Genomic DNA, 22,612 nt, shown 5'->3' on the forward strand with positions numbered 1-22,612 from the left:
TCCGGATTCTCGCGCCTAGACTGCGGGTCGCAATTGAAGATTGGGAGATCCGTGCAATGACTGACCTTGTTTGCAATGCCGTACCCGACAGCCGTCCCGGCGCCGGGCCGGATGCAGAACCTGCAACCCCCGCGTGGATGGCCGTGTTCTCGCTGGCCATGGGCGTGTTCGGCTTGCTGACCGCGGAGTACCTTCCGGCCAGCCTGTTGACGCCAATGGCGACCGAGTTGGGGGTATCCGAAGCGCTGGCTGGCCAGGCGGTAACGGTGACAGCCGTGGTGGCGCTGTTCGCCGGCCTGTTGGTGCCAGGCCTGACTCGCAGCATCGATCGCCGCTGGGTGTTGCTGGGTTTTTCCACGTTGATGATCGCGTCCAATCTGTTGGTCGCCGTTTCCTCCAGTTTCGCGGTGCTGTTGCTGATGCGTATCTTGCTGGGCATCGCGCTTGGCGGGTTCTGGAGCATGGCGGCGGCGGTGGCGATGCGTCTGGTGCCGGGGGCATTGTTGCCGCGAGCGCTCTCGATCATTTTCAGTGGCATCGCCATCGGGACGGTGGTTGCGGTTCCGCTGGGTAGTTATCTGGGTGGGCTATATGGCTGGCGCAGCGCGTTCTTTGCAGCGGCGGCGGTGGGCGTGGTGACCCTGGCGTTCCAGTCAATCACGCTGCCGAGCCTTGCGCCGCGCCGCCCGGCACGCCTGCGCACGGTGCTTGAAGTATTGCTGCGCCCAGGCATTGCCATGGGGATGTTCGGTTGTGTGCTGGTGCACAGCGGCCACTTCGCGATGTTCACGTATGTTCGGCCATTTCTCGAAGGCACGACCGGCATTGGCCCGCAGGGGCTGTCGCTGATGCTGCTGGGTTTTGGTGTGGCGAACTTTGTCGGCACCCTGGTGGCCGGGTGGATGCTTGCTCGCCACCCGTTGGCCACCCTGGTGTCGATGCCCGCGCTGGTGGGCGTTGCGGCACTGGCGCTGGTCCTGTTGCCGGCGTCGGTGCCGGGGCAGGCCGTACTGCTGGCGGTATGGGGCCTGGCCTTTGGCGGTGTGCCGGTGGCGTGGTCGAACTGGGTCGCCAACGCGGTCCCTGACCAGGCGGAAAGCGCCGGGGGCATGGTGGTAGCGTCGGTACAGTCGGCCATCGCCACAGGCGCGGCCGCGGGTGGGGCAATGTTCAGCCTCGGTGGCAGCGCAGGCGTATTCGTGGCGGCGGCGGTGCTGATGCTGCTGGCCGCGTTGCTGATTGCACTGCGGGTGCGAGTTCCTTCGGTAGAGGCCGCTGTGCTGAACCGGTCGGCACGCCACTGATGATTCAGCTCTGCGGCGCCGATCCGCGATAGCGCCTTGCGCGCCGCCCTCCCCTTGGTCGATACACGCCAGGCGACACGGCAGCGAAGAATCGGTCAGCGGCCCCGGGGGCTATCTGCGAGCCAGTAATAGTCTGGCCAGTAAGGCCAGACATGGCGGTCGCGATGCACATGCTTGAGCGACAGGGTCTGGCCCGGGTGAAAGTGATCAGCCGGGTACTGACCTGACAACAGCACGGTGCGCGTTGTTGCGATCAGCGACTGGCAATAGTCACGCGTGGCTTTGTCGGCCCCCAGCACCTGACTGTGCGCAATTGAAAAGCCGAAGGCCGTCATCGGATGCCCGTCATTTTTCAGCCGGGTGAAGACAGGGGTCGGCTGCCGATACTCGGCAACGGGAACGATCTTGCCACCCAGTTGGCAGGCGAACTCCTGGGCCAACAGCGGTGGGCAAACAAGCAGCAGCAGGCACAGTTTGAGCTTCATGTTCACGTCACAGTTCAAGTGTCCGGCCCGGCGCGTGGCGACTGACAGGCCCAAGCCACGCAGTCTAAGCCCGGCCATGGCGTGTGACCACACCGGGTGCCCCTCACCCGGTGTGCGTCAGGCTCGCCTCAGTAGATATACGCCAACCTGAACTGCAGCGAATGGTCGGTCATGGGCCCCGAGCGCACGTCCACATCCCGCCAGTACTGCCCCATTACCTGCCACTGCTTGCCCAGCATGGTGGTCGCCGACAGGCCGACCGTGCCGTTGTTGTGGCTGGTTTCCAGGGTCTGCCCGTCCAGCGTCTCGCGCGAGCCCCAGTTGTGCCGGTACGACAGCGCCACCGAGGTGGCCGGGGTGAAGTTGTAGCGCAGGTGGTTGTGCAACTGGATCAGCGGGTCACGGTGCGCACCGGTGTCGCGCTGCTCCTGGTAGAACTCGGTCTCGGCGATCACGTCCCACGTCCAGCGCTCGTTGAAGCCGTGCACATAGCCCACCTGGAAGTCCGCCGCCCAGCGGTTGCCGCTCAGGGCAAAGCCCTGGTTCTTGTCGGCGCCGGTGGGCGCGGTGACAAACAGCGACCAGCCCAGGTGGCGGTTGCGCTCCATGTCGGCCAGGCTCCACACCGTGGCGCCGAAGGTGATGTCGCCCAGGCCGCTGTTCTTCTGGCCGGTGGCGCCGATTTCCTGATGGCCGTAGGGGATGATGATCTGCGGGTCCCAGATCAGGCCGGTGTTGAAGAACTCGGTGAAGTGCACCAGACGCAGCACGCCCACGGTCAGGTCCAGGTCGAGGTTGTCGGCGGCCCGCTTGCCGCCCATGTACGAGCGGTCGATGCGCGGGTTCTGCTGGTACAGCAAGGCCAGGTCGGTGCCCGGTGGCAGCGCGGCATAGTCGCCGGAGTCGGGGCGTACATCGGCCAGCGCGGGGCTGGCGCACAGGGCAAGGAACAGCGAGCACGGCAATGCGCCGCCTTTGTGCAAAAGCGCTTTCATGGGGGTCACCTGTCTACCGGTTAATTGTTATTGGAACGGGTTGAGGCTGCCCCGCTCGCACGCCTGGCGAGCGGGGTCGAGGGGTGGCTTACTGCGCCGCAGTGGCGTCGGCGGCGGCGCGCAGGTCAAGGCTGCGCTTGATGATGTATTGCTGGATCAGTTGCATCTGCGGCATGTCCAGTACCCCGGCAAAGCTCGGCATGCCCTTGCTCATGAACGCACCGCTGACGATGCCGACGAAGGCCTGGTGCTTGTCGGCGCCCAGGTAGCGCAGGTCGGGGATCACCCCGCCGCTGGCGGCGTTGAGGCCGTGGCAGGCGCCGCACATGCCGTTGAACAGGGTGCGGCCCTGGGCGATTTCATCCGCCGAAGCGGTCAGCGCGGGCACCTGCGGTGGCAGCACCGGCGCCTTGCGCGGCGGCGGTAGTTCGCCCTTGGCGCCAAGCTTGAACACCAGCACGCGGGATTCGGGTTGCACCTTGCCCTTGTCGGTCAGGCCGCCTGCGATCAGCGGCATGATGCCGCCCCAGCCGGCCATGAACGCCACGTACTGCTCGCCCTTGACCTCATAGGTGACCGGCCCGCCGAGCACGCCGGAGTTGGCGCGGTGCTCCCACAGCTGCTTGCCCTTGTCGGCGCTGAAGGCCATGACGCGGCCGTCCGAGGTGCCCTGGAACACCAGGTTGCCGGCGGTGCTGAGGGTGCCGCCGTTGCCGGACTCGACATAGTCGTGGGTCCAGGCGGCCTGCTGTTTGACCGGGTCCCAGGCAATCAGGTGGCCGCGCCAGGCGCTGCGGATCTGGTTGAGCACCTTCGGGTCTTCCGGCAGGTCGGGCACGTCCAGGCCGAAGTTCACCACCGACTTGGTCGGCAGGAACAGCGGCTTGTCGGCGGCCTTGAGTTCGGCCACGGTGTCCTGGGCCGGGATGTACACATAGCCGGTGTTGGGGTTGTACGACATCGGGTGCCAGCTGTGGCCGCCGAGGAAGCTTGGCTGTATCACCTTCGGCGCCTTGGCGTAGTCGGCCTGGTCGGTGAGGATGGGGCGCCCGGTCTTGGGGTCCAGGCCGCTGGCCCAGTTCACCTGCACGAAGTTGTTGCCCGAGATGAACTCGCCGTTGGTGCGGTCGATCACGTAGAAGAAACCGTTCTTGGGTGCCTGCATCAGCACCTTGCGGGTCTTGCCGTCGATCTGGATGTCGGCCAGCACGATCTGCTGGGTGGCGGTGAAGTCCCAGCGATCGCCGGGCGTCACCTGGAAGTGCCACACGTACTCGCCGGTTTCCGGGCGCAGCGCGACGATCGACGACAGGTACAGGTTATCGCCCTCGCCCTGGCTGCGGAACTGGTAGTTCCACGGCGAGCCGTTGCCGGTGCCCACGTACAGCAGGTCCAGCTCGGGGTCGTAGGACATCGAGTCCCATACGGTGCCGCCACCGCCCCACTTGACCCAGCCATTGCCCTTCCAGGTTTTCATGGCCTTGGCCATGGCCTCGTTTTCCGGTGGCAGCGCCGGGTCGCCGGGCACGGTGAAAAAGCGCCAGGCCTGCTTGCCGGTATCGGCATCGTAGGCGGTGATATAGCCGCGCACGCCGAACTCGGCGCCGCCGTTGCCGATCAGCACCTTGCCTTTGACGATGCGCGGGGCGCCGGTGATGGTGTAGCTCTTGTTGGGGTCCAGAACGGTGTCGACGCTCCACACCTCCTTGCCGGTGGCCGCATCGAGGGCGATCAGGCGCCCATCGAAGCTGCCCACGTAGACCTTGCCCTGCCACACGGCCACACCGCGGTTGACCACGTCGCAGCAGCCCTGGCTGAGTTTTTCCATGGGGATCTTGGGGTCGTACTTCCACAGCGGCTTGCCGCTGGCGGCGTCGAAGGCATACACGATGCTGAAGGCACCGGTGGTGTACATCACGCCGTCGACCACGATGGGGGTGGCTTCGGTACCGCGATCGATGTCGAGCTTCTGCGTCCAGGCCAGGCCAAGCCCGGCGACGTTCTGGTCGTTGATGCGGGTCAGCGGGCTGAAGCGTTGTTCGTCGTAGGTACGCCCGTGGGCGAGCCAGTTGGCGGCGTCCTGGTTGGCGTTGAGCAGTCGGTTGGCGTCGATGTTGCCGGGCGTGCCGGCGTGGGCGAGCGTTGACACGTAGAGCACGGCAAGCGGCATCAAGCGTTTCATTTTTTATTGTTATCCCGTTCTGGGTGGATCAATGAGTGGCGTGGCAGGCCATGACGGGATTAGAGCAAAGTCGGAGGGGGTAAAGCGCTTGCGTGTGTGCCAGGTATTTTTGTGTGCGTGCCATATTGGTTTGCAGGCCCGGCCCCTTGGCCTGTAGGAGCCGGCCTTGCCGGCGAAGAGGACATGGCACGCTGGCCAGTCATGCCCCTTCGCCGGCAAGGCCGGCTCCTACAGGCGAACAAGGTCAGGCCGGGCGCTTGAGCACCAGCGTCAGGATGTCGTAGCTGGCCACCAGCTCACCCAGCTGGTTGGTCACTTCCACATCCCACGCCACCACCCCTTGCGGCTGGCCCAGCGGGCTGGATTTGCCCTGATCGATCTTGCGCTTGCAGGTCAGGCGCGCCTGGATGGTGTCGCCAATTCCCACCGGGCTGATGAAACGCAGGGTGTCCAGGCCATAGTTGGCCAGCACCGGCCCCTCGCCCGGCGACACGAACAGCCCCGCCGCCGCCGACAGCACGAAGTAGCCATGCGCAATGCGCTTGCCGAACTGCGATTGCCTGGCCGCAATGTCGTCGAAGTGCATGTAGAAATGATCCCCCGACAGGCAGCCGAAGTTCACCAGGTCCGCTTCGGTCACGGTACGTCGATGGGTCAGCAGCGACTCGCCGATGCGCAGCTCTTCGAAGTGACGACGGAACGGGTGCACCTCGCTCTCGAACACCTGGGCACCGCGCACATACTCGCCGGTCACCGCCATCAGCATGCTCGGCGAACCCTGCACTGCCGCACGCTGCAGATAGTGCTTGACCGCCCGCAGCCCGCCCAGCTCTTCGCCGCCACCGGCACGCCCAGGGCCGCCGTGCTTGAGTTGCGGCAAGGGCGAACCGTGCCCGGTGGACTCCGCCGCCGCCTCGCTGTCGAGGATCAGCAACCGACCGTGCCAGGCCGCAGCCACCGGAATGGCCTTGGCTGCCACCTCGCGGTCGGCGGTCACCAGGCTGGCCACCAGGCTGCCCTTGCCGCGCGCGGCCAGCGCCAGCGCTTCGTCCAGGTCGTGGTAGGCCATCAGCGTGCTCACCGGGCCGAAGGCCTCGATGTCGTGGGCACCGCCGTCGGCATGCGGGTCGCGTGCCTGCAGCAGGGTCGGCGCAAAGAACGCCCCTTCGCCCACGCCCTCGCCCCGTGGCTCGAAACCATCGCTGGCACCGAACAGCTGGTCGCAGCTCTGCAGCAGGCTGCGCACCCGCTCGCCCACGTCGCGCTGCTGGTCATGGGAAGCCAGCGCGCCCATGCGCACGCCCTCCACCGACGGGTCGCCCACCACCACCTTGCTCAGGCGCTCGCGCAGGCGCGTGGCCACGGCGTCCAGGTGCTTGGCCGGCACGATGGCGCGGCGGATGGCGGTGCACTTCTGCCCCGCCTTGGTAGTCATCTCGCGCACCACTTCCTTGATGTACAGGTCGAACTCGGCATCGTCCGGCTTCACGTCCGGGCCCAGGATCGCGCAGTTGAGCGAGTCGGCCTCGGCGGTGAACGGCACCGAGTGGCGGATCAGGTTCGGGGTCACACGCAGCTTGGCCGCGGTGTCGGCAGAACCGGTGAAGGTCACCACGTCCTGGCCTTGCAGGCGGTCGAGCAGGTCGCCGGTACTGCCCACCACCAGTTGCAGGCTGCCGGCCGGCAGCAGGCCGGACTCATCCATCAGGCGCACCACCGCCTCGGTCAGGTAGCTGGTGGAGGTGGCCGGCTTGACGATGCACGGCATGCCGGCCAGAAAGGTCGGCGCGAACTTTTCGAGCATGCCCCAGATCGGGAAGTTGAACGCATTGATGTGCACCGCAAGCCCCGCACGCGGCACCAGGATGTGGCTGCCGGCGAAGGTGCCCTGCTTGCCCAGCGGGATGGCCGGGCCTTCGTGCAGCAGGTTGCCCGAGGGCAGTTCGCGGCTGCCGATGCCGGCATAGGCGAACAGCGTGGCGTTGCCGCCCTCGATGTCGATCCAGCTGTCGGCGCGGGTTGCGCCGCTGTGGTGGGACAGTGCGTAGAGCTGTTCCTTGCGCTCGGCCAGGTACAGCGCCAGGGCCTTGAGCCGCGCGGCACGCTGCTGGAAGTCCATCGCCATCAGGCTGCGCAGGCCGTCACGGCGCGCATGCTCGATGGCTTCGGCAAAGTCGGGCCGCTCTTCATGGCTGTACGCCAATACGTGCCCGTCCAGGGCGCTGCGCAGCGGCTGCGCGCCATGCTGGCCGAGCCAGCGGCCGGCGATGAAGCTTTGCAAGGTTGGGGCAACAGACATGAGGTGTCCTCCGGTTCTTTTAAGGGGCGCGCTTACCACAGCGCCAGGGTGTAGCCGATGATCAGGCGGTTCTCGTCCAGGCTGTTGGTCAAGCCGTTGCCTGAGCGGAAGGTGACGTTGCGCCAGCGCAGGCTGACGTTTTTCAACGGGCCGCTCTGCACCACGTAGGTGATGTCGGTGTCGCGTTCGCGCTCGCGGCCGTTGTCCACGGTCGCGGTCCTGGCATGACGCCCGTCGGTGTAGCGGGTCATGAAGCTCAGGCCCGGGATGCCCAGGGCGACGAAGTCGTAGTCGTAGCGCAGTTGCCAGGAGTCGAGCCCGGCGCGGGTGTAGGTGTTGTAGGTCACCAGGTTGACGGTGTACGGGTCGCCGCCGTTGAGGAACGGGAAGGCGCTGTCGCCCGACATCTGCTGGAAGGTGGCACTGACCTTGTGCGCGCCGCTGGCCAGGGTGAACATGCCGTTGAAGTTGCGGTTGTCGATGCGCCCTGCCCGCTCGGCGCCGTCGCCACGGCTGTCGAAATAGCGCAGGTCGCTGCGCAGGCTCAGGCCCTCGCCCAGCGGCTGGGTGTGCACCAGGCCGACGAACTGCTGACGGTAGATCTGGTCGAGCTTGGCGTAGTAGTACGTCAGGTTCAGTTGCGGGGTGAAGGCATAGGTGCCGCCACCAAAATCGAAGCGGTCGCTGCTGGCCGCGCCGTAGCCGATGTCGTCGCGGCTGGAGGAATCGCGCAGGTTGGCCTTGGTCAGCCGCCCGGCGTTGAACGTCAGGCCGTCGATCTCCTGGCTGGTCAGCAGGCCGCCCTGAAAGCTGGCGGCCAGCAGGCGGGTGTCGTTGTATACCACCACCGGCAGGATCGGCTGCAAGGTACCCAGGCGCAGCACGCTCTTTGAGGCGCGCAGCTTGGCGGTCAGGCCCAGCTCGCTGTAGTCGTCGGCTGGTTCCAGGCTGTCGGGCCCGAACGGCAGCAGCCCGGTGCCGCGCCGATCACGGCTGGAGTCGAGCTTGATGCCCAGTTGCCCCATGGCATCGACGCCTACCCCGATCGGGCCATCGGTGAAGCCGGACTCGAACTTCACGGTAAAACCCTGGGCCCACTCCTCGGCCTTGGATTGCGGCGCGTTGCTCTGGCGAAAATCGCGATTGATGTAGTGGTTGCGCAACTCGACCTTGGCATGGCTGTCGTCGATGAAGTCGGCCAGGGCCGGCGCGGCGACCAGGGGCAAGGCAAAGCCGGCCAGCAGCGAAGCCGGCATGAAGCGAATGTGGTTCATTATTTTTATACCCGACAATCGTTTTGGTTTATTAGTGTTTGCTTGCGCCTGCGGCACCGATGCCGGTCATCGAGCGGATGAACTGCGCCAGGTAGCGGCCGCGTTCCTGCGCTGCCCGCTCCGAGGTGTCGGTGACCGAGAACACCCAGGCGCCCAGGAACGCCAGGCTCATGGAGAACAGCGCCGGGTTGCTGTAGGGGAACAGCGCCGTTTCGTTGTGCAGCACGTTGACCCACACCGCCGGGCTGAGCACCAGCAGCACGATGGCCGAGACCAGCCCGCTCATGCTGCCGATCACCGCGCCACGGGTGGTCAGGCCCTTCCAGTACATCGAGAGGAACAGCACCGGGAAATTCACCGAGGCGGCAATCGCCAGCACCAGCCCGGACAGGAACGCGATGTTCTGCGACTCGAACATCAGGCCCAGGATGATCGCCAGCACGCCGATGGCCAGGGTGGCGATGCGCGACACGCGCATCTCTTCCTTCTCGGTGGCCTGGCCCTTGCGGATCACGCAGGCGTACAGGTCGTGGGACACCGCCGAGGCGCCGGACAACGCCAGCCCGGCCACCACTGCCAGGATGGTGGCGAAGGCCACGGCCGAGATGAAGCCCAGGAACAGGTTGCCGCCCACGGCCTGCGCCAGGTGCACGGCGATCATGTTGCCGCCGCCGATGATCGCGCCGTTGACGTCGCGGTAGCTTGCGTCGGTGCCGACCATCACGATGGCGCCGAAGCCCACCATGATCAGTAGCAGGTAGAAGTAGCCAATGAAGCCGGTGGCGTAGAACACGCTCTTGCGCGCTTGCTTGGCGTCACTCACGGTGAAGAAGCGCATCAGGATATGCGGCAGCCCGGCGGTGCCGAACATCATGCCCAGGCCCAGGGAAATCGCGTCGATGGGGTTGGACAGCAGCCCGCCCGGGGCCATGATCGCGGTGCCCTTGGCGTGCACCTCGGTGGCGGCGCTGAACATCGCCTCGGTGCTGAAACCAAAGTGCTTGAGCACCATGAACGCCATGAAGCTGGTGCCCGAGAGCAGCAGCACGGCCTTGATGATCTGTACCCAGGTGGTGGCGAGCATGCCGCCGAAGGTCACGTAGAACACCATCAGCACGCCCACCAGCATCACCGCATACAGGTAGCTGATGCCGAACAGCAGCTCGATCAGCTTGCCGGCGCCGACCATCTGCGCCACCAGGTACATCAGTGCCACGGTCAGGGTGCCCAGGGCCGAGGTCAGGCGTACCGGGGTCTGGTCCAGGCGGTACGACACCACGTCGGCGAAGGTGTACTTGCCCAGGTTGCGCAGGCGCTCGGCAATCAGGAACAGGATGATCGGCCAGCCGGCCAGCACGCCCAGGGCGTACAGCAGGCCGTCGTAGCCGTTGAGGAACATCATCGCGGAAATGCCCAGGAACGAGGCGGCGCTGATCATGTCGCCGGCGATGGCCAGGCCGTTCTGAAAGCCGGTAAGGCCGCCGCCTGCGGTGTAGAAGTCACTGGCCGAGCGGGTGCGCTGTGCGGCCCAGCGGGTGATGCCCAGGGTGAACACGACGAACAGCAGGAACATGCTGATGGCTGTCCAGTTCATTTCGCGCACTCCTGGCGGACCTTGTCGTTGAGCGGGTCGAGCACGTTGTTGGCGCGGTACACGTAGATCCCGGTGAGGCCGAAGGACACCAGCACCACCAGCACGCCGACCAGCATGCCGACGGTGGTCACGCCGCCGCTGAGCGATTGCCCCAGGGTGCTGGGGGAGAACGCCACCAGCAGCACGAAGCCGTAGTAGATGACCAGCATGGCCAGGGTCAGCGACCAGTTCAGGCGCTGCTTGCGCCGTACCAGTTGCTTGAAGTCGGGGTGCTTGCAGATGCTGTCGATGTCTTCGGGGGTCATTGGGGCGCTCTCTTGGTGTTGTTGTTTTAGTTTTCAGGGCACACAGGTGTTGCGGTGTTCAGGCGGGCCTCATCGCCGTGTAGGAGCCGGCCTTGCCGGCGATGGGACCGACGCGTTATCAGACCTGATCGAAGTCCAGCACCACCCTGTCGCTGACCGGGTACGTCTGGCACGACAGCACATACCCCGCCGCCACTTCGTAGTCCTCCAGGGCGTGGTTGCTGTCCATCTCCACCTCCCCTTCGATGACCTTGCACTTGCAGGTCGAGCACACCCCGGCCTTGCACGAGTACGGCAGCTCGGCGCCGATGGCATTGCCGGCATCCAGCACGCTGACGGTGTTGCGCGGCAGGTCGAAGGCCAGCGCCCGACCGTCGCTGATCACGGTGATCTGGCTGACGGCGGCGTCCAGCTGGCGCGCCGCCTCGCGGGCCTCACGCTTGCGTTCGTCGCCCGCCGCTGCGAACAGCTCGAAATGGATCTTCTCCCCCGCCATGCCATTGGCCTTGAGGCTGTCGCGCACGGTCTCGGTCATCGCCTGCGGGCCGCAGATGAAGGCGGCGTTCAGCGCCCTGGGGTCGAGCCAGCGCGAGAACAGCTGACCGCACTTGTCGGCGTCGATGCGCCCGTTGTACAGGTCCACGTCCTGCTGCTCGCGGCTGAACACGAAGATCAGGTTCAGGCGTTGCAGGTAGCGGTTCTTCAGGTCTTCGAGCTTGTCGCGAAACAGCGCGCCGGAGCTTGAGCGGTTGCCGTAGAGCAAAGTGAAGCGGCTGTCGGGTTCGCGCTCCAGGGTGGTCTTGATGATCGACAGGATCGGCGTGATGCCGCTGCCCGCCGCCACCGCCAGGTAGTTGCCGCGACGGGTCGGGTCCAGTGGCACGTGGAAGCTGCCCGAAGGCGGCATCACTTCGAGGCGGTGGCCGACCTTGAGCACCTCGTTGGCAAACGCCGAGAAGCGCCCGCCGGCCACGCGCTTGATCGCCACGCGCAGTTCGCCGTCTTCCACGCCGCTGCAGATCGAGTACGAACGGCGCACTTCCTCGTCGTCCAGTTGCGTGCGCATCACCAGGTACTGGCCCTGGGTGAAACGGAAATCGTCCTGCAGGTGCGCCGGCACCTCGAAGGCAATCGACACCGCATCGCGGGTCTCGGCGCGCACATCCTTGATGGTCAGGCTGTGAAATTGACTCATGCTGTTCTCCCGCTGCACGGCGCCAGCGCGCTCAGATGCATTTGAAATAGTCGAAAGGTTCCAGGCACTCGCGGCACCGGTACAGGGCCTTGCAGGCCGTGGAGCCGAACTGGCTGAGCAGCTCGGTGTGGCTGCTGGCGCACACCGGGCACAGCACCTGCGGGCTTTCGCCCAGCAGGCTGCGCTTGCTGGCACTGCCCACGGGCGGCGCGATGCCATAGGCACGCAGGCGCTCGCGCCCCTGCTCGGTGATCCAGTCGGTGCTCCAGGCCGGCGTCAGGCGCCGCTCCAGGCACGGCGCGGCGAACCCGGCCTGCTCCAGCGCCTGGCGGATATCGCCCTCGATCACCTCGGTGGCCGGGCAGCCCGAATAGGTCGGCGTGACCACAAGGTGCAGGTGGCCGGCCTGCCAGTGCAGGTCGCGCACTATCCCGAGGTCGACCACGCTGACCACCGGCACTTCCGGGTCCATCACCTGCTCCAGCACCGTCCAGGCGTGGCTCAGGTCATCGGCCCGCAGTGCCCGCGCACCGTGGTCGCTGGCGATCAGCTCACCAGGTTGCATCGGGGTAGGCCCGTGGCAAAAACTGCATTTCGGCCAGCAGGATGCCCAGGTGCTCGGTGTGCATGCCGGTACGTCCGCTGAGGTAGAAGTGGCTGGCCGCAGGCGGCAGCGGCAGTTCGACCGAGGCGAAGGTGGCCTCGACCTGGTGCAGCCATGCCGCGCCGACCTGCGCCGGGTCGGCGCCGATGCCCGCTGCGGCCAGGCGGGTTTCAGCCTCGCTGCCGCTGGCCAGCTCCACGGTGAAGCGCCACACCTGCGTGATGGCCGCGAGCATGCGCCGGCGACTTTCGTCGGTGCCGCCACCCAGGCGCTGCACCCATTCACTGGAGCGACGCAGGTGGTAGGTGACCTCCTTGAGCGCCTTGGCGGCGATGCCGGCGATGCGCAGGTCGGTGGAGTCGCACAGGCCCTTGAGCACCTGCAGGTGCCAGGCGTCGAACAGGAACTGCTTGGCCATGGTCACGGCGAAATCGCCGTTGGGCTGCTCCACCAGCAGCAGGTTGCGGTAGGCGCGTTCATCGCGGCGAAACGCCAGGTCGTCGGCATCGCGGCCGTCGGCCAGCAGCTCGGCGGCGTAGTCCAGCCAGTTGCGCGCCTGGCCCACCAGGTCCAGGCCAACGTTCATCAGCGCCAGCTCTTCCTCGATGGCCGGCGCCTTTCCGCACCACTCGCACAGGCGCTGGCCCTGGATCAGGGCGCTGTCGCCCAGCAGCAGCAGGTAATGGATCAGATCGTCTTGGGTGCTGTTCATGGTCGACCTCACATGTGTCCGACTTCGTCGGGCAGCTCGTAGAAGCTGGCGTGCCGGTAGACCTTGTCGTCGGCCGGGTCGAACAGCGGGTCCTTCTCGTCCGGCGAGGAGGCCACGATCAGCGCCGAGGGCACCACCCACAGGCTTACGCCTTCGCTGCGGCGGGTGTACAGCTCGCGGGCGTTCTCGATGGCCATGGCGTCGTCGGCGGCATGCACGCTGCCCACATGCTTGTGGTTCAGGCCGTGCTTGCTGCGCACGAACACTTCGTAGAGGGTCCAGACAGACATCGTGTATCTCCCATCAGTCGCCGGTTCAGGCGGCGTTCTTGTTCTGTTGTTTGCGGGCGTAGGCGACGGCGGCTTCACGCACCCAGGCGCCGCTTTCGATGGCATTGCGCCGGGTGGCCAGGCGTTCCTGGTTGCACGGGCCGTTGCCCTTGAGCACGTCGAAGAATTCCTGCCACTGGATGGCGCCGAAATCGTAGTGGCCGCGCTCAGCGTTCCACTTCAGGTCGGGGTCGGGGGCGGTGCAGCCCAGCAGTTCGAGCTGCGGGATGGTCTGGTCGACGAAGCGCTGGCGCAGTTCGTCGTTGCTCTGGCGCTTGATTTTCCAGGCCATCGACTGCGCGCTGTTGGGCGAGTTGTCGTCGCTGGGGCCGAACATCATCAGCGCCGGCCACCACAGGCGGTTGATCGCGTCCTGCACCATGTCCTTCTGGGCCTGGGTGCCGTGGCGCATCATGGTCAGCAGAATCTCGTAGCCCTGGCGCTGGTGAAAGCTCTCTTCCTTGCAGATGCGCACCATGGCCCGTGCGTAGGGGCCGTAGGAGGTGCGCTGCAGCACCACCTGGTTGACGATGGCCGCGCCATCCACCAGCCAGCCCACCGCGCCCATGTCGGCCCAGTTGAGGGTCGGGTAGTTGAAGATGCTGGAGTACTTGGCCTTGCCGCTGTGCAGCTTGGCGATCTCTTCGTCGCGATCGGCGCCCAGGGTTTCCATGGCGCTGTACAGGTACAGGCCGTGGCCGGCTTCGTCCTGGATCTTGGCCATCAGCTGCAGCTTGCGCTTGAGGGTCGGGGCACGGGTGACCCAGTTACCCTCGGGCAGCATGCCGACGATCTCGGAGTGGGCGTGCTGGGAAATCTGGCGGATGAGGGTCTGACGGTAGGCGTCGGGCATCCAGTTCTTGGCTTCGATCTTGATTTCGGCGTCGATCTTTTCCTGGAAGGCACGTTCCTGGGGCGACATCTCGTCCAGGGACTTGATGCGTTTGACGCCGGTTTCGACAAGCTGTGCGTACATGTTCGGGCTCCCGCCTCAAGGCTGGTTGGGCATGGGAGTATTTATAAGCGATACACAATTCAATATCAAACAGCTTTTTAGTGTATCTAATGTTTTTTTGTATCGCTTTGCTCTGAAAGCGGACCGCTACGCGCTCCATCGCGGGTCAAGCCCGCTCCTACAGGAAACACGCTTTACCCAAGAACAAAAAAAGCCCCGACCAGGTCGGGGCTTCGGCAGCCATCAGCTATCAGCTGGCCAGACGCTTGTCGTACACATGACAGGCCTTGCCTTCCGAACGTTTCAGCGTGCCCAACGGCTGCAGCACGATGCGCGTGCTGATGCCGATGTAGGTCTTGATCTGCTTGCCCAACTCGGCGGTCAGCAGCCTGCGCTGGGCCTCGTCGTAGTGCTGGCATTCGGCGCGCAGTTCCACGTGCACATCCACCGTGTCGAGATTTCCATCACGATACAGATAAATCTCATAGCACTCTGAAAACTGTTTTATTTTCAGAACCTGTTCCTCGACCTGGGTCGGGAACACGTTGACCCCGCGCACGATGAGCATGTCGTCGCTGCGCCCGGTGATCTTGTCGATGCGCCGCATTGGCCGCGCGGTGCCGGGCAACAGTCGCGTCAGGTCGCGGGTGCGGTAGCGGATCATCGGCAGCGCCTCCTTGCTCAGCGAGGTGAACACCAGCTCGCCCATCTGCCCGTCGGGCAGCACCGCACCGGTCACCGGGTCGATGATTTCGGGGTAGAAGTGGTCTTCCCAGAGGGTCGGCCCGTCCTTGGTCTCGGCGCACTCCATGGCCACGCCCGGGCCCATGATTTCCGACAGCCCGTAGATATCCAGCGCGGTGATGCCCATGCGCTGCTCGATGGAGCGACGCAGCTCGTCGGTCCACGGCTCGGCACCGAAGATCCCCAGGCGCAGCGCCAGCTTGTGCGGGTCCAGCCCCTGGCGCTCGATCTCGTCGGCCAGGTTGAGCATGTACGAGGGCGTGACCATGATGATGTCCGGCTGGAAGTCGTTGATCAGTTGCACCTGCTTCTCGGTCTGCCCGCCCGACATCGGGATCACCGTGCAGCCCAGGCGTTCGGCGCCGTAATGCGCGCCCAGCCCGCCGGTGAACAGCCCGTAGCCGTACGACACATGCACCTTGTCGCCCTTGCGCCCGCCCGCGGCGCGGATCGAGCGCGCCACCACGTTGGCCCAGGTGTCGATATCGTTCTGCGTGTAGCCCACCACCGTCGGCTTGCCGGTGGTGCCGCTGGAGGCGTGCACCCGCACCACGTCATGCATGGGCACGGCGAACATGCCGTAGGGGTAGTTGTCGCGCAGGTCGGTCTTGGTGGTGAACGGGAATCGGGCCAGGTCGTCCAGCGAACGCACCTCGTCGGGGTGCACCCCCAACTGGTCGAAGCGCTGGCGGTACAGCGGCACGTTCTGGTAGGCGTGGGACAGGCTCCAGCGCAGGCGGTCAAGCTGGTGCTGGCGCAGTTCATCGATGCTGGCGGTCTCCAGCGGGTCGAGTACAGCAGTGTTCAAGGCGGCCATGTTCATGTGTTCACTCTGATTCTTTTTATGGTTCAGCCCCTGACGGGCCCGAGTGTGGGAGCTGCACGGCTCCCGCTGTGTTGCTGGCTCAGGTTCGCTCGATGATCATCGCGATACCCTGCCCCACGCCGATGCACATCGTGCACAGCGCGTACCGCCCGCCGCGCTGCTCCAGTTCCACCAGTGCGGTGGTCACCAGGCGAGCGCCGCTCATGCCCAGCGGATGCCCCAGGGCGATGGCGCCACCATTGGGGTTGACCCGCGGGTCGTCGTCAGCCAGCCCGAGCTCGCGCAGCACCGCCAGGCCCTGCGCGGCGAAGGCTTCGTTCAGCTCGATGACATCCATGTCGGCCAGGTTCAGGTTGGCCAGTTCCAGTACCTTGCGCGTGGCCGGCACCGGGCCGATGCCCATGATGCGCGGCTCGACGCCAGCCGTGGCCATCGCCACCACCCGCCCACGGGCCTTGAGCCCGAAGCGCGCAGCCTGCGCCGGGCTTGCCAGCAGCAGCGCACAGGCACCGTCGTTGACCCCCGAGGCATTGCCCGCCGTGACACTGCCGCCCTCGCGAAACGGCGTACCCAGGCGTTGCAGCATCTGCAGCGTGGTGTCGCCACGCGGGTGTTCGTCGTGCTCGACGCGCCTGGGCTCGCCCTTGCGCTGGGCAATCGACACCGGCACGATCTCCTGCGCCAGGCGCCCGCTGGCCTGGGCAGCCGCCGCACGTTGCTGGCTGCGCAGGGCGAAGGCGTCCTGGTCGGCACGGGAGATGCCGAACTGTGCGGCGACGTTTTCGGCAGTCTCCGGCATCGAGTCGATACCATACGCCTTTTCCATCGCGGCGTTGACGAAGCGCCAGCCAATGGTGGTGTCGTACAATTGCGCCTGGCGCGAGAAGGCCTGTTCGGCCTTGCCCATCACCAGCGGGGCGCGTGACATCGACTCTACCCCGCCCACCAGCAGCAGGCCGGCTTCGCCACTGCGGATCGAGCGTGCGCCCAGGCCGATGGCGTCCATGCCCGAGCCGCACAGGCGGTTGACCGTGGTGCCCGGCACGTCTATCGGCAGGCCGGCCAGCAGCGCCGACATGCGCGCCACGTTGCGATTGTCTTCGCCGGCCTGGTTGGCGCAGCCGAACAGCACGTCGTCCACCTGCGACCAGTCCACCTGCGGGTGGCGCGCCATCAGCGCACGCAGCGGCACCGCGCCCAGGTCGTCGGCACGTACCGTGCTCAGCGCGCCGGCATAGCGCCCGATGGGGGTGCGCACGGCGTCGATGATAAGGGCGTCATTCATCTGCGGTCTCCTGGGCAAGCACTGTGCCTTGCACCTTGTAAGATTTGCCATGGAACAGCGCGATCAGCTGCCCGTTCTGGTTTTCCACACGCACGTCGTAGTTGCCGGTGCGTCCGCCACGGCTCTGCTCCACGCAACTTGCATTGAGCGTGTCGCCCATCAGTGCCGGGGCGATGTAGTCGATGCTGCAGCCCAGGCCGATGGTGACCTGGTTGTAGGTGTTGCAGGCCACGGCAAACGCCGAGTCGGCCAGGGTGAAGATGTAGCCGCCATGGCAGGTGCCATGGCCCTGGATCATGTCGGCGCGCACCGGCATGCTCAGGCGCGCCCTGCCCGGCGCGACGCTCAGCAGTTGCATGCCCAGCGCGAGGCTGGCGCGGTCACGGGCGAGCATGGCCTGGGCACATTGGCTGGCAAGCTCGGTGGCGTTCAGGTCAGTCATGCAATGCCCTCCCCTCGGCGACCGTGCGCCGCAGCAGCAGTGATGGCCGGTAGCGGCTTTCGCCGTAGGCGGCCTGCAGATTGTCGAGTACCGCCAGCACCTGCGTCGGGCCGATGGCGTCGGCCCAGGCCAACGGGCCTTGGGGGTAGTTCACGCCCTTGCGCATGGCCAGGTCGACATCCGCCGCCGTGGCCACGCCCTGCAGCACCGCGTCGGCGGCTTCGTTGGCAAGCATGGCCACGGTGCGCATCACCAGCAGCCCCGGCACGTCGGCCAGCGGGCTGACCACCAGGCCCGCGGCCTGCAGCAAGGCCACAGCCTGGTCGCGGGCAGCGGGGGTGGTGTCGGCGGACCAGCTGATGCCGATGCGCCCAGCGGTGGCGTAGTCCAGCGCCAGGTCGAACAGCACGAGGTTGTTCAAGCCTTCGTCGCGGGCACGCTGGCTGGCCAGGCGACCGTCGGTCAGGGCCAGCACGGCGTCGCCCACGCGTATGACTGCGTGCCCGCATCGCGGGTCAAGTCCGCTCCCACAACGACCGGTGGGCGCGGTCTCGACCCGCGATGGGGCCCGCAACACCTTGATGCCGTGCGCCTCGATACGCGCCAGCAAGCCCTGCGCAATGCCCAGGTCGCCTTCGACTTCACAGGCCTCGATGCGCAAACCACTGCGCAGCTCGCTGACCACCGGGCGCGCGGCCGAGGGCCCATAGTCATAGAACCCCTGCCCGCTCTTGCGCCCCAGCCGGCCGGCATCCACCAGCGCCGCCTGGATCAGCGACGGCTGGAAGCGCATGTCGCCGTAATAGGCATCGAACACCGAACAGGTGACCGCGTAGTTGACGTCATGCCCGATCAGGTCGGTCAGCTCGAACGCGCCCATGCGAAAGCCGCCGGCCTCGCGCATCAGCGCATCCAGCGTGGCGCACTCGGCCGCACCCTCCTGCAACAGGCGCAGGCTTTCGGCATAGAACGGGCGCGCCACGCGATTGACGATGAAGCCCGGGCTGGAGCTGGCATGCACCGGCGCCTTGCCCCAGGCCCTGGCCGTTGCATACAGGCTGGCCGCTACCTGCGGCGCCGTGGCCAGCCCCGAGACGATCTCGACCAGCGCCATGACCGGCGCAGGGTTGAAGAAGTGCACGCCCACGAACCGCTCGGGCCGCGCCAGGCCGGCCGCGATGCGGGTGATCGACAGCGACGAGGTGTTGCTGGCCAGCACGCAGTCGGCCGTGCAGATTGCTTCCAGGCGAGCAAACAGCTCGCGCTTGGCGTCGAGGTTCTCGACGATGGCCTCGATCACCAGCCCAGCGTCCGCCAGCTCGTCGAGCGCCTGCACCGCGTGCAGGCGCGCCAGGGTGGCCTCGCGCTGCGCGGGGTCGAGCTTGCCCTTCTCCACCCGCTTGCCCAGTTGCACACCCAGCCCCTCGATGGCCGCGCTCGCCGCCCCCGGGCGGCTGTCGTGCAGCAGCACCGGATGCCCGGCCTGCGCCGCCACCTGGGCAATGCCGGCGCCCATGGCCCCGGCACCGATCACCGCCACCACAACGCTTGTGTCCAGTGCGCTCATGCTCAGCACCCCTTGAACACGGGGGCGCGCTTGGCCATGAAGGCGGCCACGCCCTCGCGGTAGTCCTCGCTGCGCCCGGCCAGGCGCTGCAGGTCGCGCTCCAGGTCCAGTTGCTGGTCAAGGCTGTTGTCCAGGCTGGCATTGAGCCCTCGCTTGATCAGTGCCAGGCCCGAGGTGGGCTGTGTCGCCAGCTGTCGCGCCAGGCCCAGGGCCTCGTCGCGCAGGGCCTCGTCGTCGACGCAGCGGTAGATCAGCCCCCACTGCTCGGCCTGCTCGGCCGACAGCTTGTTGCCCAGCAGCGCCAGGGCCTTGGCCCGCGCCACGCCGACCAGCCGCGGCAGGAACCAGGTACCGCCCGAGTCGGGCACCAGGCCGAGTTTGCAGAACGCCTGGATGAAGCTGGCCGACCGCGCCGCCAGCACCAGGTCGCAGGCCAGCGGGATGTTCGCCCCGGCGCCGGCGGCCACGCCGTTGACCGCGCAGATCACCGGCAGCGGTAAATCGCGCAGGGCGCGAATCAGCGGGTTGTAGAATTTTTCGATGGACTCGCCCAGGTCGGGCATCTGCGCACCGGGCGCGACGTTGCGGTCGGACAGGTCCTGCCCGGCACAGAAGCCGCGCCCTTCACCGGTAAGCAGCAGCACACGCACCTGGGCATTGGCGCGTACCTGCTTGAGCGCCTCCTTCACTTCGGCGTGCATCTGCGCGTTGAAGCTGTTGAGTTGCTCGGGACGGTTCAGGCGCAGAAAGGCCACGCCGTCGTCTATGTCGAAAAGAATGTGCTCGAAGGTCATGACCAGTACCGCTCGCAAGGTTGAAGTAAAAGGGGCCGGCGCACTCAGCGGCCGGTGAACACCGGGGCGCGTTTTTCGCGAAAGGCACTGATGCCCTCGCGCCGGTCATCGGTGGCGGCCAGCACGGTGAAGGCGTGGCGCTCGAAACGCAGGCCGCTGGCAAGGTCGGTATCCATGGCCTTGAGCAGCGATTCCTTGGCCAGGCGCACGGCCAGCGGGGCCTTGCGCGAGATGGCCTGGGCGATCTGCATGGCGCGCTCGACGGTGAATTCGGGTTGGGTGATTTCGCTGACCAGGCCGGCCTGTTGCGCGGTGCGCGCATCGATGGGCTCGCCGGTGAGCACCATCTGCATGGCCATGGACTTGCCCACCGCGCGCAGCAGACGCTGGGTACCGCCGGCGCCAGGCATGATGCCCAGGTTGATTTCCGGCTGGCCGAAGCGCGCATCCACGCCCGCCACGATGATGTCGGCGTGCATCGCCAGCTCGCAGCCACCGCCCAGGGCAAAGCCGTTGACGGCCGCCACCAGGGGCTTGCTGAAGCGGCTGATCTGCTGCCAACAGGCAACACGCGGGTCGTTGAGGATGCCCACCGCATCGCGCTCGGCCATCTCGTTGATGTCGGCGCCGGCGGCAAACGCCTTGCGGCTGCCGGTGAGCACCACGGCGCGGCAGCTGTCGTCACGCTCCAGGCGCTCGAGTTCGGCTGCCAGCTCGCCGAGCAGGCGGGTGTTGAGGGCATTGAGCACCTCGGGGCGGTGCAGCGTCACCAGGCAGATGCCGGCGTGGGAGTTATCAAGCAACAGGGTGTCAGGCATGACGGTCACCGCACGGGCCAGTCGAGGCTGGCTGTTATTGTTGGGTCGAGGCCGATTGCGGCAGAGTATAGCCACAATACGATACACAAAATCAACATTACCGCGACTTGTCTGTGTCTATTTATTTTCCATGCGTGCCAAACAAACCCAGCAAACACTGCGCTTATAGCGAGTAAAGCGCCAAGAAGCGATACATCAAAGCATTGCAAACAAGTAACAATACGTTATATTCGCTGTCATCCCCGTCCACAGGAAACCGACATGACCTGCTACAGCCTTGGCGGAATCACCCCGGTCATCGACCCCAGCGCCTACGTGCACCCTTCGGCGGTGCTGATTGGCGACGTGATCGTCGGCCCCGACTGCTATGTAGGCCCGCTGGCCAGCCTGCGCGGCGATTTCGGACGCATCATTCTCGAACAGGGCGCCAATCTGCAGGACACCTGCGTGATGCACGGCTTCCCCGACAGCGACACGGTGATCGAGCGCAACGGGCACGTGGGCCACGGCGCCGTGCTGCACGGCTGCCGCATCGGTGCCGATGCGCTGGTGGGCATGAATGCGGTGGTCATGGACGGCGCCGTGATCGGTGCCTGCTCGATCGTCGGTGCCACCGCCTTCGTCAAGGCCGGCTTCGACTGCCCGCCCCGCTCGCTGGTGGTGGGCTCGCCGGCCCAGGTAAAACGCAGCCTGAGCGACGCTGAAGTGCACTGGAAGCAGGGCGGCACGGGCGAGTACCACGCACTGACCCGGCGCTGCCTGGAGCAGATGGTGGAATGCAGCCCCTTGAGCCAACCCGAACAGGACCGCAGACGTGTCAGCGACAGTACGTTCCGCCCGAAAAACCACACGGCCTGAAGTGCCGGCGGCAACGCTGGCCTTGAAGGACAAACGGCAGTTATATTCCGGGGTTTCACCCAGCGGATCCTCCATGTCGTCGCTCGCGCCCCTCAATCAGCTCGTCACCCGTTTCCAGGAACAGATCCCGATCCGTGCCAGTTCGCTGATCGTCACCCTGTATGGCGATGCCATCGAACCCCACGGCGGCACCGTGTGGCTGGGCAGCCTGATCCAGTTGCTCGAGCCCTTCGGCATCAACGAGCGGCTGATCCGCACCTCGATGTTCCGCCTGACCAAGGAAGGCTGGCTGACCGCCGAAAAGGTCGGCCGGCGCAGCTACTACAGCCTCACCGGTGCCGGGCGGCGGCGTTTCGACAAGGCCTTCAAGCGGGTGTACAGCTCGGTGGTGCCGCAGTGGGATGGCTCCTGGCACCTGGCGATGCTCACCCAGCTGTCTGCCGACAAGCGCAAGCAGGTGCGCGAAGAGCTCGAATGGCAAGGCTTTGGCGCCATCTCGCCGGTGGTGCTGGCCAGCCCGCGGGCCGACCGCACCGACATCAACGCCACCCTGCTGGACCTGGATGCGCTGGAAGACACCATCCTGTTCGAGACCACCGGCCAGGACGTGATGGCCTCCCGCGCCTTGCGTGCCCAGGTGCGCGAAAGCTGGCGTATCGAGGAGCTGGGGGCGCAGTACAGCGAGTTCATCCAGCTGTTTCGCCCGGTGTGGCAGGCGCTGCGCGAGCAGGACAGCCTGCAGCCGATGGACTGCTTCATGGTGCGCCTGCTGCTGATTCACGAGTACCGCAAGCTGCTGCTGCGCGACCCGCACCTGCCCGACGAACTGCTGCCGGGCGACTGGGAGGGCCGCGCCGCACGCCAGCTGTGCCGCAACCTGTATCGACTGACCTGTGCCCCGGCCGAACAGTGGCTGAGCAGTGCGATGGAAACCGCAGACGGCCCGCTGCCCGATGCCAGCGAAAACTTCTACCGGCGCTTCGGCGGGCTGCGCTAACCTGCAGCGCGTGCCCCCAGCCATCACATGCACCCTAACAACAATGCC

At 66.2% G+C, this 22,612-nt stretch carries 20 protein-coding genes and 1 pseudogene; 3 read left to right on the top strand and 18 right to left on the bottom strand.

The window, feature by feature from the left end:
- Positions 1-56 precede the first annotated feature (56 nt).
- A complete protein-coding gene (locus N0B28_RS15215; protein WP_275727236.1) occupies positions 57-1,304 on the top strand; it encodes an MFS transporter in 1,248 nt (415 codons plus the stop codon).
- Between the two features lie 95 nt (positions 1,305-1,399).
- Here N0B28_RS15215 and N0B28_RS15220 read toward each other — a convergent pair whose 3' ends face one another.
- The 18 genes and pseudogenes from N0B28_RS15220 to paaF form a co-directional block, all read right to left on the bottom strand.
- The gene (locus tag N0B28_RS15220) at positions 1,400-1,789 is read right to left on the bottom strand and encodes a hypothetical protein (RefSeq protein WP_147303882.1); all 390 of its coding nucleotides are present in this window, start codon (positions 1,787-1,789) and stop codon (positions 1,400-1,402) included.
- 128 nt (positions 1,790-1,917) lie between these two features.
- A complete protein-coding gene (locus N0B28_RS15225; RefSeq protein WP_043862995.1) occupies positions 1,918-2,784 on the bottom strand; it encodes a transporter in 867 nt (288 codons plus the stop codon).
- Between the two features lie 88 nt (positions 2,785-2,872).
- Positions 2,873-4,966 carry a PQQ-dependent dehydrogenase, methanol/ethanol family gene (locus tag N0B28_RS15230; protein WP_275727242.1) on the bottom strand — a complete coding sequence of 698 codons (2,094 nt, stop codon included), beginning with the start codon at positions 4,964-4,966 and terminating at the stop codon, positions 2,873-2,875.
- 244 nt (positions 4,967-5,210) lie between these two features.
- Complete coding sequence (paaZ, locus tag N0B28_RS15235) at positions 5,211-7,265, bottom strand: phenylacetic acid degradation bifunctional protein PaaZ (RefSeq protein ID WP_275727244.1); 2,055 nt, start codon at positions 7,263-7,265, stop codon at positions 5,211-5,213.
- Positions 7,266-7,297: 32 nt separating this feature from the next.
- Entirely contained in the window at positions 7,298-8,539 is a 1,242-nt protein-coding gene (locus N0B28_RS15240; RefSeq protein WP_043862998.1) for an OprD family porin, read from the bottom strand.
- Positions 8,540-8,570: 31 nt separating this feature from the next.
- A pseudogene (locus N0B28_RS15245) lies at positions 8,571-10,133 on the bottom strand (cation acetate symporter); the annotation flags it as partial.
- On the bottom strand, positions 10,130-10,438 hold the full coding sequence (locus N0B28_RS15250; RefSeq protein WP_043863000.1) for a DUF485 domain-containing protein: 309 nt from the start codon (positions 10,436-10,438) through the stop codon (positions 10,130-10,132). The gene N0B28_RS15250 and the pseudogene N0B28_RS15245, both read right to left, overlap by 4 nt.
- A 118-nt stretch (positions 10,439-10,556) precedes the next feature.
- The gene (gene paaE / locus N0B28_RS15255) at positions 10,557-11,633 is read right to left on the bottom strand and encodes a 1,2-phenylacetyl-CoA epoxidase subunit PaaE (protein WP_275727248.1); all 1,077 of its coding nucleotides are present in this window, start codon (positions 11,631-11,633) and stop codon (positions 10,557-10,559) included.
- Positions 11,634-11,664: 31 nt separating this feature from the next.
- Positions 11,665-12,198 (bottom strand): 1,2-phenylacetyl-CoA epoxidase subunit PaaD, encoded by a 534-nt coding sequence (gene paaD, locus N0B28_RS15260; protein WP_054915435.1) that lies wholly within the window; start codon positions 12,196-12,198, stop codon positions 11,665-11,667.
- Entirely contained in the window at positions 12,185-12,949 is a 765-nt protein-coding gene (paaC, locus tag N0B28_RS15265; RefSeq protein ID WP_088515418.1) for a 1,2-phenylacetyl-CoA epoxidase subunit PaaC, read from the bottom strand. The genes paaD and paaC overlap by 14 nt, the downstream gene beginning before the upstream one ends.
- A gap of 8 nt (positions 12,950-12,957) precedes the next feature.
- Entirely contained in the window at positions 12,958-13,239 is a 282-nt protein-coding gene (gene paaB, locus N0B28_RS15270) for a 1,2-phenylacetyl-CoA epoxidase subunit PaaB (protein ID WP_043863004.1), read from the bottom strand.
- A 25-nt stretch (positions 13,240-13,264) separates the two neighbouring features.
- Positions 13,265-14,254, bottom strand: coding sequence for a 1,2-phenylacetyl-CoA epoxidase subunit PaaA (gene paaA, locus N0B28_RS15275; protein WP_054915436.1), 990 nt, complete (start codon positions 14,252-14,254; stop codon positions 13,265-13,267).
- A gap of 229 nt (positions 14,255-14,483) precedes the next feature.
- The gene (paaK, locus tag N0B28_RS15280) at positions 14,484-15,800 is read right to left on the bottom strand and encodes a phenylacetate--CoA ligase PaaK (protein ID WP_054915437.1); all 1,317 of its coding nucleotides are present in this window, start codon (positions 15,798-15,800) and stop codon (positions 14,484-14,486) included.
- A gap of 82 nt (positions 15,801-15,882) precedes the next feature.
- Entirely contained in the window at positions 15,883-17,088 is a 1,206-nt protein-coding gene (pcaF, locus tag N0B28_RS15285; RefSeq protein ID WP_058541129.1) for a 3-oxoadipyl-CoA thiolase, read from the bottom strand.
- Positions 17,081-17,530, bottom strand: coding sequence for a hydroxyphenylacetyl-CoA thioesterase PaaI (gene paaI, locus N0B28_RS15290; protein ID WP_043863008.1), 450 nt, complete (start codon positions 17,528-17,530; stop codon positions 17,081-17,083). The genes pcaF and paaI overlap by 8 nt, the downstream gene beginning before the upstream one ends.
- A complete protein-coding gene (gene paaH / locus N0B28_RS15295) occupies positions 17,523-19,097 on the bottom strand; it encodes a 3-hydroxyacyl-CoA dehydrogenase PaaH (RefSeq protein ID WP_275727257.1) in 1,575 nt (524 codons plus the stop codon). Before paaH ends, paaI begins: the two co-directional genes overlap by 8 nt.
- 2 nt (positions 19,098-19,099) lie before the next feature.
- A complete protein-coding gene (gene paaG, locus N0B28_RS15300) occupies positions 19,100-19,891 on the bottom strand; it encodes a 2-(1,2-epoxy-1,2-dihydrophenyl)acetyl-CoA isomerase PaaG (protein ID WP_043863010.1) in 792 nt (263 codons plus the stop codon).
- A gap of 44 nt (positions 19,892-19,935) precedes the next feature.
- Complete coding sequence (paaF, locus tag N0B28_RS15305) at positions 19,936-20,709, bottom strand: 2,3-dehydroadipyl-CoA hydratase PaaF (RefSeq protein WP_275727260.1); 774 nt, start codon at positions 20,707-20,709, stop codon at positions 19,936-19,938.
- A gap of 261 nt (positions 20,710-20,970) precedes the next feature.
- On the opposite strand from paaF, the gene paaY reads away from it, so the two are divergent.
- On the top strand, positions 20,971-21,567 hold the full coding sequence (paaY, locus tag N0B28_RS15310; RefSeq protein WP_043863012.1) for a phenylacetic acid degradation protein PaaY: 597 nt from the start codon (positions 20,971-20,973) through the stop codon (positions 21,565-21,567).
- A 73-nt stretch (positions 21,568-21,640) separates the two neighbouring features.
- Positions 21,641-22,564 (top strand): phenylacetic acid degradation operon negative regulatory protein PaaX, encoded by a 924-nt coding sequence (gene paaX, locus N0B28_RS15315; protein ID WP_054915441.1) that lies wholly within the window; start codon positions 21,641-21,643, stop codon positions 22,562-22,564.
- Positions 22,565-22,612: the final 48 nt, after the last annotated feature.

Source organism: Pseudomonas sp. SD17-1 (assembly GCF_029201585.1).
GTDB lineage: Bacteria > Pseudomonadota > Gammaproteobacteria > Pseudomonadales > Pseudomonadaceae > Aquipseudomonas > Aquipseudomonas palmensis.

Excerpts from the sequence above, each read along its gene's own strand:
- paaX (WP_054915441.1), top strand. The coding sequence starts at position 21,641 with ATGTCGTCGCTCGCGCCCCTCAATCAGCTCGTCACCCGTTTCCAGGAA.
- pcaF (WP_058541129.1), bottom strand. The coding sequence starts at position 17,088 with ATGAATGACGCCCTTATCATCGACGCCGTGCGCACCCCCATCGGGCGC.
- N0B28_RS15215 (WP_275727236.1), top strand. The coding sequence starts at position 57 with ATGACTGACCTTGTTTGCAATGCCGTACCCGACAGCCGTCCCGGCGCC.
- N0B28_RS15220 (WP_147303882.1), bottom strand. The coding sequence starts at position 1,789 with ATGAAGCTCAAACTGTGCCTGCTGCTGCTTGTTTGCCCACCGCTGTTG.
- N0B28_RS15250 (WP_043863000.1), bottom strand. The coding sequence starts at position 10,438 with ATGACCCCCGAAGACATCGACAGCATCTGCAAGCACCCCGACTTCAAG.
- paaY (WP_043863012.1), top strand. The coding sequence starts at position 20,971 with ATGACCTGCTACAGCCTTGGCGGAATCACCCCGGTCATCGACCCCAGC.
- paaK (WP_054915437.1), bottom strand. The coding sequence starts at position 15,800 with ATGAACATGGCCGCCTTGAACACTGCTGTACTCGACCCGCTGGAGACC.
- paaD (WP_054915435.1), bottom strand. The coding sequence starts at position 12,198 with ATGCAACCTGGTGAGCTGATCGCCAGCGACCACGGTGCGCGGGCACTG.
- N0B28_RS15225 (WP_043862995.1), bottom strand. The coding sequence starts at position 2,784 with ATGAAAGCGCTTTTGCACAAAGGCGGCGCATTGCCGTGCTCGCTGTTC.
- paaB (WP_043863004.1), bottom strand. The coding sequence starts at position 13,239 with ATGTCTGTCTGGACCCTCTACGAAGTGTTCGTGCGCAGCAAGCACGGC.
- paaH (WP_275727257.1), bottom strand. The coding sequence starts at position 19,097 with ATGAGCGCACTGGACACAAGCGTTGTGGTGGCGGTGATCGGTGCCGGG.
- paaG (WP_043863010.1), bottom strand. The coding sequence starts at position 19,891 with ATGACCTTCGAGCACATTCTTTTCGACATAGACGACGGCGTGGCCTTT.
- N0B28_RS15240 (WP_043862998.1), bottom strand. The coding sequence starts at position 8,539 with ATGAACCACATTCGCTTCATGCCGGCTTCGCTGCTGGCCGGCTTTGCC.
- paaC (WP_088515418.1), bottom strand. The coding sequence starts at position 12,949 with ATGAACAGCACCCAAGACGATCTGATCCATTACCTGCTGCTGCTGGGC.
- N0B28_RS15230 (WP_275727242.1), bottom strand. The coding sequence starts at position 4,966 with ATGAAACGCTTGATGCCGCTTGCCGTGCTCTACGTGTCAACGCTCGCC.
- paaE (WP_275727248.1), bottom strand. The coding sequence starts at position 11,633 with ATGAGTCAATTTCACAGCCTGACCATCAAGGATGTGCGCGCCGAGACC.
- paaI (WP_043863008.1), bottom strand. The coding sequence starts at position 17,530 with ATGACTGACCTGAACGCCACCGAGCTTGCCAGCCAATGTGCCCAGGCC.
- paaA (WP_054915436.1), bottom strand. The coding sequence starts at position 14,254 with ATGTACGCACAGCTTGTCGAAACCGGCGTCAAACGCATCAAGTCCCTG.
- paaZ (WP_275727244.1), bottom strand. The coding sequence starts at position 7,265 with ATGTCTGTTGCCCCAACCTTGCAAAGCTTCATCGCCGGCCGCTGGCTC.
- paaF (WP_275727260.1), bottom strand. The coding sequence starts at position 20,709 with ATGCCTGACACCCTGTTGCTTGATAACTCCCACGCCGGCATCTGCCTG.